Source organism: Hungatella hominis, assembly GCF_014288005.1.
Taxonomy (GTDB): Bacteria; Bacillota; Clostridia; order Lachnospirales; family Lachnospiraceae; genus Hungatella; species Hungatella effluvii.
The window spans coordinates 141,549-153,838 of the sequence record NZ_JACOPB010000002.1 but is presented as its reverse complement, the minus strand read 5'-3'; the positions used below and the strand labels follow the sequence as shown (position 1 = coordinate 153,838).

Genomic DNA, 12,290 nt, shown 5'->3' with positions numbered 1-12,290 from the left:
GCTTGTGGAACGATTTTTAAAACGATCTCTGAAATACAGGGTTACCGCTGTTTTGTCCTATGCCATCATGAGCATATCGGCGGTCGCAGCGCTTTACCCTTTTATATGGGTGGTCTTTTCCTCGCTCAAGGACAACAATGAGATTTACAGCAATTCCTTCGGCCTTCCGAAGGCGGCGATGTGGTCAAACTACGCGGAGGCGTGGAAGGGAGCCAGAGTCGGCCGGAGTTTTGTTAACAGTATTTTCGTCTGCCTGGTAACGCTGGCGGTGCTTACCGTAATTACGTCCATGGCCAGCTATATTCTCACGAGGGTTACGAAGAGCAGACTGCTGTCCGTGTACTTTTCTCTGGGGATCATGATTCCGGTGCATGCGCTTTTGATTCCCTCCGTACTGATCTTTAAAGGGCTTCATCTGATCGACCATCTGTCCGGCCTGATGATTGTATACACGGCTGTAAACATCTCTTTTGCCATGTTTATTATGAACGGTTTCATGGAGGGGATCCCCAGGGAGCTCGATGAGGCAGCGACAATCGACGGGTGCGGCCGGGCGGGAATCTTCTTTCACATTGTGTTTCCTGTAGCGAAGCCGGGAATCGCCACGGTGGCTACCATCACATTTTTAAACTGCTGGAACGATCTGCTTCTGGGGCTGGTGCTGATCTCCACACCTGCCAGAAAGACGCTTTCCATGACAATCTCCGCGCTGAAGGGATCTTACGTGACGCAGTACGGTCTCCTCTGCGCCGGCTTCGTCATCTCGATCGTTCCGGTAGTCTTTATGTATCTGCTGTTCCAGAAACAGGTTATAGCGGGTATGACTGCGGGAGCAGTCAAGGGTTAGGCGCGTCCGGAAAGGAAGCGCCGGAGGAGGGAATAACATGGTAAAATTTACACATGACGGAATCCGGATAAACGGAGTGGAAAGGCCTCTGTACAGTGGTTCGATACACTACTGGAGGACGAAGAAGAAAGACTGGCACCATGTTCTGTCACAGATCAAGGGCATGGGTTTTGAGATCGTGGAAACGTATATTCCCTGGTCGGTCCATGAATATGAGGAAGGAAAGTATGATTTTGGAGAGATCGAGGAAGAGAAGGATCTGGACCTGTTTTTAACCCTCTGCGAGGAAATGAACCTGGCCGTTATCGTTCGTCCGGGGCCTCATATCAACGCGGAGATGACCGGTTTCGGATATCCGGAGTGGATTTTGATGGATGAGGAGATCCAGGCGAAAAACCCGTGGGGAACCACGGTACTGTATCCCTATGCCACGGGTCCCTTTCCCATCCCTTCCTATGCGAGTGATAAGCTGTATGAGAAAACGGAGATTTATTTTCAGAAGCTGAAGCCGATTCTGCAGCGGCACTGCGGCGGCAGCGGCTGTATCTGCCTGATCCAGGCGGATAACGAGACTTGTAATTTCTTCCGGGACAGGCCGTATATCATGGATTACTCAGACTGCTCGAAGGCACAGTACCGTAAATTCCTGGCGGAGCGATACGGTACTGCGGCGGCCATGAACGAGAGGTATCACAGAAATTACAGCGGATTTCAGGAGACAGAGCCGCCCTGCGGCTTTGAGGAAGGCGATTTTTCGTCGCTCTGCTATTACCTGGACTGGATAGAATTTAAGGAGTATCAGATTCTCGCTGCCCTGGGGCGGATGGTGGACATCATAAGCCGCCTGGAGCTGCCGGTACCGATTTTCCATAACTGCGCATATCAGAACTATACGCCTGTCTCGGTTCAGAGAGACGAGGAGATACCAGGCCTCATGGCGGCTGGGATTGATGCCTATCCGGAGCCGGGAGATACCGCCATGCTGAAGGAGAGAATTCGGTATCTGGCCGGCAGCAGCCGTTTTCCGTTCGTGCCGGAATTTGGTTCCGGCTCCTGGTTTGACCGGGAAGTGCTTCTGACCGCAGAGGAAGAGCGGTTTGGATACCTGTATTCTGTGATGAATGGTTTAAAGGGCGTGAATTTCTATATGCTGGCGGAGCGGGACCGGTGGACGGGCTGTCCTGTGACCAACGATGGAAGAATAAGGAAGCCGTATTACGAGATGTTCTCGGATCTGCTGAGACTGTTGAAAGATCATGAAATATACCATTTTAACCGCTTGCCCCGCGTGCTGATTTTAAAGAATTACGATATGGGGAGGCTGAAGGCCCTCTATTCCGTGATGGACTGCAATTCGTTTTCGTCCAACTGCTTCATCAAGGGGCCGGATATACCCGCCGCGCTGTTTTGGCCGGAGGAAGAGCCGGAATTTTATCTGGACAGGGAATTGAATTACTGGGATGATGCCTGGGTAAAAGGACTGGCAAAGTGCTTTGACGAAGAACATGAAATCTATGATTATTCCGATGAATATCTGGACTATGACAGGTGGCTCCCATACGATGTGATAGCGGCGGCATCGGGGGATATCATGGATGCGAAGACGCAGAAACACCTGGCGGATTTTGCCGGTCTGCCGGGAAAGACTGTAATTCTGGGGCCGGTCATTCCACGGTATGACAGAACCCTAAAGTCCTGTGAAATACTAAAACACATGGTGGAAGAGGGGGAGGACTCCGGAATTCTTTTTGCGGAAGAGCCGGGAGCGTTCGGTGGCGGTTTCTGGGATCGGTTAAGGCGGAGCAGAGAGTACGGATGCGGGGATCCGGAGATCGAGCTGGCCGTGCACCGGAGGGAGGGAAGCGGATATCACCTGCTCTATATAGCCAATCTCTCAGGAGAAGAAAAAACGGCATTTATAACCTGTACAGGAGGACGCCGTTTTTCGGTGCTGCAGGGGCCTGCGGAGATAAAAATGGAGAAAGACGGCATAATGGCACAGATCCCCGGTTATACTGTGGCCATTTTGAGTGTGGAGGAGAACGTATGATAGACGGTGGTTTAAAAGTGGAATATTTGGAACCGGAGCTCTGGACGCATCTGGGGGAAATCCTTCAGCCATTATCCGGGCAGGGGCAGGTTCTGCACGTCAGAAGGCTGGATTCCGGTTTGTACCGGGCGGTTCAGTGCAGCAGGAGGACAGGCACCGTGTGTGTGAGTGATTCCGGCTGCCCGTTCCTCGATCTTTCCCAGTATATGGAAGGAGAAGAATTGAATACGGAGCGGATTTTTCGGGATTTTTATGATATTATGGAAATCAGGATTTATACGCTGGAAGGTCTGCGGCAGTGCTTCGCAGAGAGCCAGAAAGCGGAGCTGTATCAGCTGGATATTGATCAGGCAGTATCTGAAATCTATGGTATCTTCGAGAGCACGGCAGGAGTGGCCGTTATACGGAGAGAGGAAGAAGGAGAACGCTGGTATTTTGAACGGCTGAGACGGTTTTTGGGGGATAAAGAAGGAGACCATGTGTATCTGTTGTGGATTACGGACGGCGGGGCGCTGTATTTTAACTGCATTCTGGAGATGAGGAAGGGGAGACTGGTGGGAATCTCCACATCGGACAGATATGGCGGGGAACGGGATTATGATAAGGTTCTGGGTTTGATGGAGAAGGAGTACAGGAGGAAGCCGGAAGTACTCTGTATGGAGCTTTCGGAATATCGTACTTACGAAAGGATATGCCAGCACTGTATAGCGCAAATTCCTGTGATATAGCACTCGCTATCTACGCCAGGAGCACGTCCGTGAAGCTAGCCGTAGGGTCCACTACGCCGTCGCTTCGCGGACGCACACCTGACGCAGATATCAAGCACTATATCACAGTTATTTACGCAATACAGTACTGGTTTTAACCGCGGAGGGATAAGGATGAGGGAGACGGAAAAGGGGAACCGGAGTTCACTGAAGGTGAGATTTACACTTGCCATGGTATTGATGTCGCTGATTCCGGGGCTGATACTGGCGGTAGTTTACTACAGGAATGTGAGGGACTTCTACCAGGATAAGACCTGGATGTACCAGGAGAATACCTTGAGGCTGATGGATGCGCAGATGCAGGATATCATCAAGCAGAGCGAGGTGGTGCTGAATCAGGTTCTGGGACTTTCCGTCACCTCCGACCTGTTCTCCGGCTACACTGAGATGAATCCCTATGAGCGCTTAAACCTGATGCGCAATATAAACGGCACGCTGTCGAACATCCGGATCGCCAATAATTCCATCGACCATATTTATCTGCTGGCGTTTGACGGAGGCGCCTATTCGTCTAATGTAGGCTGGAATAAACGTGAATTTGCCGAAAACGACTGGACGGAGATTCGGGAAGACCAGCCAGGCGGAAGTATTATCGTGCCGACGCATCCGGCCGCTTACAAATACTTGAACTCCGGAGCGGCGGATCCCCTGGTGGTCAGTATCGTTACGTATCTAAACCGCTATACGGGAAACAGCGTCATTGGGCTGGTACAGATTGATTTGAGCTATGAAAAGATCAGGGCGGCTATGAACTGCATGGAGATGGATGACAGTGATATGGCGTTTGTCGTGGACGAAGAGGGGCGGGTAATCTTTGCGCCGAAGGAGTCCATGGCGGGACTTTCTGCGGCAGACGTTTCTCTGGGGACGTATAGTCTGGCGCAGATTCTTTCTGCTGTCGACGGAGGCACGGAGGAGGACGGAAACATTTCCATTCATCTGGACTATGGAAGAGACAGCGGCACGATTCGTAAACGCCGCGTAGGAAACAGTGGATTCTCAATTATTCAGATCAACAGCGGACGAATGCTTAAGCAGGAGCTGGACCGGTTCCGGAAGGTATGGGCGGCCGTGGTCGGTGCCTGTATGGTGTCCGCAGCTCTTCTCGCCTCAAGCCTGTCGGCCGGTATTGTGAAACCGGTCACCAGTCTCATAAGGAGTATGAGCCGCGTCAGCCGCGGCGATTTTTCCACAAAAGTGGAGACACCGAAGGATAAAGACTTATCCGAGCTGGCCTTAAGCTTTAACACCATGGTGTCCGAGGTGGATAAGCTGATGCGTGAAAACATAGAAAAAGAGAGAGAACGGCTTAACATGGAGCAGACGGCCCTCAATTCCCAGATCAATTCCCATTTTCTATATAATACCTTGAATACCGTGAAGTGGATGGCGGTGCGGGCGGGGAATGAGGAGATCGCGCGGATGGTAGTAGCCCTGGTTAATATGCTGGAATACAGCTGCAAAAAGATCGATGTGCCCGTTCGCATCTCAGAGGAAATAAATTTCATCAAAAATTACGTCTGCATCCAGGAAGGGCGGTGCTGCAGCAGCGTTCATATGAAGTTTGACATCGATCCGAAGCTGGAGAATTGTCTGATCTTAAAGATGCTGCTTCAGCCGGTGGTGGAAAACGCCATGCAGCACGGCTTTGGAGAGGACAATATCGATAACCGGATCCTGATAACCGGAAGGCTTCTGGGAGACCGGGTGCAGTTTCAAATCCGGGACAATGGACAGGGCTTTCTGTATGAGGGCTTCGATAAACTAACCGGCGTGGGGCTTCATAATATTCAGGACAGAATCCGGCTGAACTATGGAGACGGCTACGGCGTGGAACTGGAAAGTGAGCCAGGAGAAGGAACTGCAGTGACGGTGGAAATACCGGTTTGCGAAAAGGCGGAGGAGGCAGATGGAGAAGATTTTAATCGTTGACGACGAGATGTTTTCCAGGACGGCTATTGAAGATATTCTGCGGGCCGAGTGGAGCGGCATAGAAGTCTTCAGTGCCAGAGGAGCCTCAGAGGCGCTGGGAATCTTAGAGAGGGAAGAGATTGACCTTTTGATGACGGATATCAAAATGCCTGGTATGAACGGCCTGGAGCTGCTGGCGGAGGTGCGGAGACGAGGCCTTTCCATGGAGGTCGTCATACTGAGCAGCTATAATGAGTTTGATCTTGTGAGACAGGCCATGAAGCTCGGCACGTTTGACTATTTGTTCAAGCCTGCCATGCTTCCGCCGGATATCATCGAGGTGGTCAAAAAGGCGCTGCAGAAACAGCGGGAAAAGAGCAGCAGCAGGATAGCGGAATCTGACAGAAAGAGGATTTACAGAGACAGAGAACAGTTTTTTCGGGATCTTATAAGCGCGGCTGGAATCAGAAGAACCTGGTTTGAAGAGCGGGCCGCCGCGTTTGGACTGCCGGAGCCGGTGGGAAAAAATGCAGTTGTGGTATTCCGGCTGATCCGGTACCGGAAAAGCATGGCGGAAATCTTTGAAAATGACGTTTCCCTGCTTCGTGCTTCTGTCTGCAATGTCATGTCCGAGGCGCTGGATTCTGTAAAGGACTGCCAGTTTCTATGCAATAAGTTTGATGAGTACGTGTGGATTGTCTGGGAGGCTCGGGAAGATGGAAGACAGGAGTTTTATGAACGGCTGGAAGCGCTGATCCGGACAGCGGCAGACTTTTTGAGCCGGTATTACGGACTGGAATTTTCCATCGGCATCAGCCGCAGCTCAGCCAGCCTGTTTGACTGCTGTCAGGGATACACAGAGGCTGTGGACAATGGAAGGGAAAGTGAAACGGGGATATTCTATGCCGGTGGTCCGGATTCCGGCAGTTTGAAACAGGAGATGCGGGCAGCCCTGGATTATATCCGGGACCATCTGGGGGATAAGGATTTGTCGCTTCAGACGGTGGCGGATCAGGTTGGAATCAGCCGGAATTATTTCAGCCGGATATTCAAGGAGGTCATGGGCGTCAATTTTATCGACTATGTCACCAGGCTCCGGGTGGAGAAAGCCAGAAGCCTGTATATGAACACGGACATGAAAATCTATGAGATTGCTGAGCTGGTGGGATATTCCGACTGGCATTATCTCTACAGCGTCTACAAAAAGCAGCTGGGACATTCGATGTCTAAAGAAAAGAGGAGAAAGAACCCATAAAATGGTGGCTTCTCCTCTTTTCTTCCGTCCTCTCCCTACAATTCGGGAGCAGTGTCATTGATGGACTTAACCTTTGAGATATCGATATCCTTGACCGAGAAGGACACTTGAAAGGCAGCGTCCGTGCCCGCAAGGAAAAATGTGGTGGTCCCCGGCTGTAAAGTGATTGTCTCCTCCCCGTACGTCTTGTCTTCCGTATCCGCAAGGAGAACCGTGCTGTCATCCGGTGTGCGGTAAGAGAGTGTAATGTCCCCTTTATTTCTGGTCATTGTGTAGGTGAGAGAAACAGTATCTTCCTCAGAGACATCAATTATTAAAAAATCGGCGTCGGTAATGTTTAAGTAGGCGTCAGCTTTTACGACGATGGAGCGGTCCGTATGTGTGACATTCAGTGAATGGAAGATGCTGGTCTGAGCATCGATTAAATGATTCGGATCAGTGGCACAGGCGGTTATTGAGAGACAGAATATGATAAGTATTGTAAAGAGTGCGGTGCGCTTCATGGTAAATCCCCCTTTCCTGGTTTTCCCGTTTGTCTGTAATATGAGAATAACAGATTGAAAGGAAAAAACAGAGCATAATTTTCTTAATAATTTCTAAAAGGATCTGTATTACAAGAAACGAGTCTTGTATTTTATCTTATACGAGATATAATAAAGGAACGAAACAATGATCTGTTTCCTTTTTCAGCCGGATCACAGCGGCTGAGTTTCAATTGGTTCTTTATGCGAATTTGCCATGAAGAATCATCACGGCGTTTCAGCCACAATTTCTCAAGGATTCTAATATCAAATTACAGGGGGAGGTCTGCCTATGACGAAAAATTAGGTTTACATAAAAAATGCGTTTTTTATTGCAACTACAGATAGAATCATTTATAATGGAGGTAGGAAAATGCGGCAGATCAACATAAACAGAAACTATAAAGACAGATTGTTCCGGCTGGCCTTTCAGGAGAAAGGGGATTTGCTGGATTTGTATAATGCCGTAAGTGGTAGACAGTATACGAATCCGGATGATCTTATCATTACTACGCTTGCAGACGCGATTTATCTGGGAATGAAAAATGATATATCTTTTCTGGTATCAGATGTACTTAATTTGTATGAGCATCAGAGCAGCTTTAATCCTAATATGCCTGTTCGGGGGCTGAATTATTTTGCAGACACCTACCGGGAATACATTGATAGGAACGAACTGGACATCTATGGAGAAAAGCTGATACGTCTTCCGATGCCTCAGTATATCGTCTTTTACAATGGGACAAAAGAGGAACCTGATCGGGTGGAACTCCGGCTATCGGATGCATTTTTGTGTCAGTATCCAGAGGAAAATGGCTGTCTGGAATGCAGAGCGATTATGATTAATATTAATTATGGCCATAATAAGGAGCTGATGGACCGCTGTAAGCGTCTGAAAGATTATGCAGTGTTTGTGAATCGTATAAGGGATAATGAAAAGGGCGGTATGTCTCTTAATGAAGCGGTAGAACTGGCGGTTAATTCCTGTATCAATGAGGGGATACTTGCAGACATTCTGAAAAAGAACAGAGCGGAGGTATGTAATTTGATTCTGTATGAATATGATGAGCAGAAGCAACTGGCGATTGCTCGGGAAGGCGCTAAGAAAGCGGGAAGAGAAGAAGGAAGAGAAGAAGGAAGAAAAGAAGGAAGAAAAGAAGGAAGAGAACAAGGAATAGCACAAGGCCGTGAGGCGGAAAAAGTAATAGTTATTCGTAATATGGCAGCTAAAGGGCTTGATCCCCGATCAATTGCGGACATACTGAATACTGAGGAATCTTACGTAAAAAACGTTTTGAATCTGCTGGCAGAGAAGGTCGGAAAAACGGACTTAGAAATTGCCGGAATTCTATTAAACAGAAACAAAACAGACAAAAATCCCTAAAATTAGGAATTAAGAGAAATTTATAAAAAAACCAGGAAAGCGACTATAGTTAGAAGCCGCTTTCCTGGTTTGTATAAGGCTTTTTGTGAGAAACAAATTTTTATAAAATTGCTGCTTTCATTTCCCTGACGTACTCGCACACCGGACCAACGCAGTCTTTTCCATATTTCGCCACCATCCGGACGATTGCGCTTCCGACGATGACGCCGTCGGCGTGTTCACTCATCTTCCTGGCCTGCTCCGGCGTGGAGATTCCGAAGCCGATGGCACATGGGATGGGCTGCGCCTCTTTTACTAAGGAAACCATCTCTCCGATGTTGGTAGTGATCTCCGTTCTGACCCCGGTAACACCCATGGAGGAGACACAGTAGACGAAGCCCTCGGCCTCCTTCGCAATGGCGCGGATTCTCTCCTTCGATGTGGGGGCAATGAGGGAGATCAGTTCTAAGCCGTACTGATGGCAGAGCGGGAGCAGTTCGCCCTTCTCCTCGTAAGGCATATCCGGGACGATCAGCGCGTCGACGCCGGTTTCTGCCGCGGTGCGGATGAATTTCTCACTTCCGTAGACGAAGATCGGATTGATATAGGTCATAAATGCCAGCGGTACATCTGTCTTCTCACGGATCCGCTTCACCATATCGAAAATCTTATCGGTGGTGGTACCGGAAGCCAGTGCCCGTATGTCCGCTTCCTGTATGACGATTCCCTCTGCCACCGGGTCGGAGAACGGGATACCGATTTCTATTAGATCGGCGCCGGCGCCGGCCATGGCAACAATCAGCTCTTCCGTGACAACAAGCTCCGGGTCTCCGGCAGTGACAAACGGGATAAATGCCTTACCATCTGCAAATGCGTCTTTTACTCTACTCATAGATTTCTACCCCCTTATATCTGGCGATTGCCGCCACATCCTTATCTCCGCGGCCGGAGAGATTAATGACGATTACCTGATCTTTTCCCATTGCCGGAGCGATTTTTCTTGCGTAAGCTACCGCGTGGGCGCTTTCGATGGCCGGGATAATTCCCTCCATCCGGGATAAGTACTCGAATGCATCTACTGCCTCATCGTCGGTGACGGGAACGTACTGAGCCCGGCCGGTGTCGTGCAGAGAAGCGTGTTCCGGTCCGATTCCTGGATAATCCAGCCCTGCGGAGATGGAGTAGACCGGAGCGATCTGGCCGTATTCATCCTGACAGAAATAGGATTTCATGCCGTGGAAGATTCCCAGGCTGCCGGTGGCGATGGTGGCGGCATTCTTATCCGTATCGACACCGTGTCCGGCGGCTTCGCATCCCACCAGCGCAACACCCGGCTCGTCGATGAAGTCGTAGAAGAGCCCCATGGCGTTGCTGCCGCCGCCGACGCAGGCGATCAGCATGTCCGGAAGCTTTCCTTCTGCTTTCAAAAGCTGGGATTTTACTTCCTTGCCGATAATACTCTGGAAATCACGGACGATCGTTGGGAACGGATGAGGCCCCATGACGGAACCCAGCACATAGTGGGTGTCCTCCACGCGGTTCGTCCATTCACGCAGCGTTTCGTTGACGGCATCCTTTAAGGTCTGTGTGCCGCTGGTGACGGGATGAACCCTGGCCCCCAGAAGCTCCATGCGGAATACGTTTAAGGCCTGGCGGTCGGTGTCTTCCTTTCCCATGTAGACCTCACACTCCAGCCCCAGGAGCGCGGCGGCGGTAGCGGTTGCAACACCGTGCTGGCCTGCGCCGGTCTCGGCAATGACGCGGGTCTTGCCCATCTTCTTGGCCAGAAGTGCCTGCCCCAGCGCGTTGTTGATCTTGTGGGAGCCGGTATGGTTTAAATCCTCTCTCTTCAAATAGATCTTCGCACCGCCAAGATCTTCGGTCATCTTTCCAGCATAGTAGAGGAGAGAGGGCCTTCCCGTATAGGTGCGGTTTAACTCGTCGAGTTCGGCGAGAAACGCCTCATCGTGGATATATTTTTCATAGGCTGCTTCCAGTTCATTTACTGCGTTCATCAGCGTTTCGGGGATAAATTGTCCGCCGTGCTGTCCAAATCTTCCTTTTGACATGATTAAACACTCCTTACTGTTTGTATGATTTCCTGTATTTTTTTCGGGTCCTTCCGTCCGTCGGTCTCGACGGCACTGCTTAAGTCGAGGCAGCAGGCCTCCGTGTTCAGCGCTTCTTTTATGGTGGAGACAGAGAGGCCGCCGGCCAGAAACCACGGCTTTTCGATGTGGGGGATTAAGGACCAGTCGAAACGGACTCCGCTGCCGCCATACTGATCTTTGACAAAGGTATCAAAAAGCAGGTATTCGGCCGGATAACTCACGGCCCTGCGGACATCGTCCCCATCCTTTACACGCACAGCGCGGATAATGGGAACGGAAGCGGCCAGCCTTGCCGCGGCCAGCGCCTTCTTTAAATCCTCTGCATACTGAACGGTCTCAAAGCCTTCCATATCGCCATGGAGCTGAACCGCGCCGATAATCCCCCGGCTCACGAGCCGCACGATGTCGGCGATGGGACTGTTGACAAATACTCCGACGGCCGTGATATCCGGTGATAAGAGCTTCTTCAGTCCGGCAGCCCGCATCTCACTCACATTCCGCTTGCTGGGCGCAAAGACGAAACCGATATAGTCGGGCCGGTACTCGTTCACGGCTGCAATATCTTCCGGCCGTGTCAGGCCGCAAATTTTTATTCTCTTGTGCAGCGTTTTTTTTGACTTACTCATGATTCAGACTCCTTTTCTTCCTTCTGCATGACTCCCTGCATTTCCTTACCCACACGCCTTTTTCCAGGAATCAAGTATTTTCTTCTTGTCGGCGGTACGCATTAACGTCTCGCCGATCAGAACGCCATCCACTCCGGCTTCATGGAGCAGCCGGATATCGTCCGCCGATTTTACTCCGCTTTCGGCGACGAAGAGTACGTCGTCAGGCACCAGACTCCTTAATCGTATGGAATTGGAGAAATCCACTGAAAAGGTCTTTAAATTCCGGTTGTTGACGCCAATGATCCGTGCGTCTGCCTGGAGAGCGGATTTGATCTCTTCCTCATCGTGGGCCTCGACCAGAGCGCTCATCCCCAGACTGTCACATAAATGGATTCCGGTACGGAGCGTCTCCGTGTCAAGGAGGGCGCAGATCAAAAGAACTGCGGAAGCTCCAATGACCTTCGCCTCGAAAATCTGGTAGGGGTCGACGGTAAAATCCTTGCGAAGCAGAGGAACAGAGACGTGCCGGCGGATTTCTTTCAGGTATTCATTGCTTCCTAAAAAGTATTCGGGTTCTGTGAGGACAGAGATGGCGGAGGCTCCGGCGGTCTCATAATCCCTTGCGATTTCCACATAGGGGAAATCGGGGGCGATCAGGCCTTTGGAGGGAGAAGCCTTCTTTACCTCGCAGATAAAGGACATTCCCGGCACCTTTAACGCCTTTTCAAAGGAAAAGATTTCCCGCTCGGTTTCGGACGCCTGCGAGGCCAGGTCCATCATGGTCGAAAGAGGGATTCTTTCTTTTGCCGCCTCCACCCGTCTGCGGGTGGAAGCAGCCAGTGTGTCTAAAATCATGA

11 protein-coding genes are annotated in these 12,290 nt (G+C 50.5%); 6 read left to right on the top strand and 5 right to left on the bottom strand.

Annotated features, from left to right (window positions below):
• The first annotated feature begins 4 nt into the window (after positions 1 to 4).
• From H8S75_RS04980 to H8S75_RS04960, 5 genes are all read left to right on the top strand, one after another.
• Entirely contained in the window at positions 5 to 847 is an 843-nt protein-coding gene (locus tag H8S75_RS04980; RefSeq protein ID WP_349768866.1) for a carbohydrate ABC transporter permease, read from the top strand.
• Positions 848 to 884: 37 nt separating this feature from the next.
• A complete protein-coding gene (locus tag H8S75_RS04975) occupies positions 885 to 2,897 on the top strand; it encodes a beta-galactosidase (protein WP_187019818.1) in 2,013 nt (670 codons plus the stop codon).
• Entirely contained in the window at positions 2,894 to 3,625 is a 732-nt protein-coding gene (locus H8S75_RS04970) for a hypothetical protein (protein ID WP_187019816.1), read from the top strand. The genes H8S75_RS04975 and H8S75_RS04970 overlap by 4 nt, the downstream gene beginning before the upstream one ends.
• Positions 3,626 to 3,778: 153 nt before the next feature.
• Positions 3,779 to 5,596: a cache domain-containing sensor histidine kinase gene (locus tag H8S75_RS04965; RefSeq protein WP_187019814.1), complete on the top strand. Its 1,818-nt coding sequence runs from the start codon at positions 3,779 to 3,781 to the stop codon at positions 5,594 to 5,596.
• Complete coding sequence (locus tag H8S75_RS04960; RefSeq protein WP_187019812.1) at positions 5,574 to 6,830, top strand: response regulator; 1,257 nt, start codon at positions 5,574 to 5,576, stop codon at positions 6,828 to 6,830. The genes H8S75_RS04965 and H8S75_RS04960 overlap by 23 nt, the downstream gene beginning before the upstream one ends.
• A gap of 35 nt (positions 6,831 to 6,865) precedes the next feature.
• On the opposite strand, the gene H8S75_RS04955 is transcribed toward H8S75_RS04960, so the two are convergent.
• Positions 6,866 to 7,333 (bottom strand): hypothetical protein, encoded by a 468-nt coding sequence (locus H8S75_RS04955; protein ID WP_187019811.1) that lies wholly within the window; start codon positions 7,331 to 7,333, stop codon positions 6,866 to 6,868.
• 391 nt (positions 7,334 to 7,724) lie between these two features.
• Here H8S75_RS04955 and H8S75_RS04950 point away from each other — a divergent pair, with 391 nt between their 5' ends.
• A complete protein-coding gene (locus H8S75_RS04950) occupies positions 7,725 to 8,735 on the top strand; it encodes a hypothetical protein (protein WP_187019809.1) in 1,011 nt (336 codons plus the stop codon).
• Positions 8,736 to 8,835: 100 nt separating this feature from the next.
• Here the strand turns inward: H8S75_RS04950 and trpA are convergent, their stop codons facing one another.
• Genes trpA through trpC form a run of 4 tightly spaced genes read right to left on the bottom strand, consistent with a single transcriptional unit; the run spans position 8,836 to position 12,288 of the window.
• Complete coding sequence (gene trpA, locus H8S75_RS04945; RefSeq protein ID WP_187019807.1) at positions 8,836 to 9,606, bottom strand: tryptophan synthase subunit alpha; 771 nt, start codon at positions 9,604 to 9,606, stop codon at positions 8,836 to 8,838.
• Complete coding sequence (gene trpB / locus H8S75_RS04940) at positions 9,599 to 10,783, bottom strand: tryptophan synthase subunit beta (protein WP_187019805.1); 1,185 nt, start codon at positions 10,781 to 10,783, stop codon at positions 9,599 to 9,601. Before trpB ends, trpA begins: the two co-directional genes overlap by 8 nt.
• Before the next feature lie 2 nt (positions 10,784 to 10,785).
• A complete protein-coding gene (locus H8S75_RS04935) occupies positions 10,786 to 11,451 on the bottom strand; it encodes a phosphoribosylanthranilate isomerase (protein ID WP_187019803.1) in 666 nt (221 codons plus the stop codon).
• 45 nt (positions 11,452 to 11,496) lie between these two features.
• Positions 11,497 to 12,288 (bottom strand): indole-3-glycerol phosphate synthase TrpC, encoded by a 792-nt coding sequence (gene trpC / locus H8S75_RS04930; RefSeq protein ID WP_187019802.1) that lies wholly within the window; start codon positions 12,286 to 12,288, stop codon positions 11,497 to 11,499.
• Between the last annotated feature and the right edge of the window lie 2 nt (positions 12,289 to 12,290).

Excerpts from the sequence above, each read along its gene's own strand:
- H8S75_RS04955 (WP_187019811.1), bottom strand. The coding sequence starts at position 7,333 with ATGAAGCGCACCGCACTCTTTACAATACTTATCATATTCTGTCTCTCA.
- trpA (WP_187019807.1), bottom strand. The coding sequence starts at position 9,606 with ATGAGTAGAGTAAAAGACGCATTTGCAGATGGTAAGGCATTTATCCCG.
- H8S75_RS04975 (WP_187019818.1), top strand. The coding sequence starts at position 885 with ATGGTAAAATTTACACATGACGGAATCCGGATAAACGGAGTGGAAAGG.
- H8S75_RS04970 (WP_187019816.1), top strand. The coding sequence starts at position 2,894 with ATGATAGACGGTGGTTTAAAAGTGGAATATTTGGAACCGGAGCTCTGG.
- H8S75_RS04935 (WP_187019803.1), bottom strand. The coding sequence starts at position 11,451 with ATGAGTAAGTCAAAAAAAACGCTGCACAAGAGAATAAAAATTTGCGGC.
- H8S75_RS04965 (WP_187019814.1), top strand. The coding sequence starts at position 3,779 with ATGAGGGAGACGGAAAAGGGGAACCGGAGTTCACTGAAGGTGAGATTT.
- H8S75_RS04950 (WP_187019809.1), top strand. The coding sequence starts at position 7,725 with ATGCGGCAGATCAACATAAACAGAAACTATAAAGACAGATTGTTCCGG.
- trpC (WP_187019802.1), bottom strand. The coding sequence starts at position 12,288 with ATGATTTTAGACACACTGGCTGCTTCCACCCGCAGACGGGTGGAGGCG.
- trpB (WP_187019805.1), bottom strand. The coding sequence starts at position 10,783 with ATGTCAAAAGGAAGATTTGGACAGCACGGCGGACAATTTATCCCCGAA.
- H8S75_RS04960 (WP_187019812.1), top strand. The coding sequence starts at position 5,574 with ATGGAGAAGATTTTAATCGTTGACGACGAGATGTTTTCCAGGACGGCT.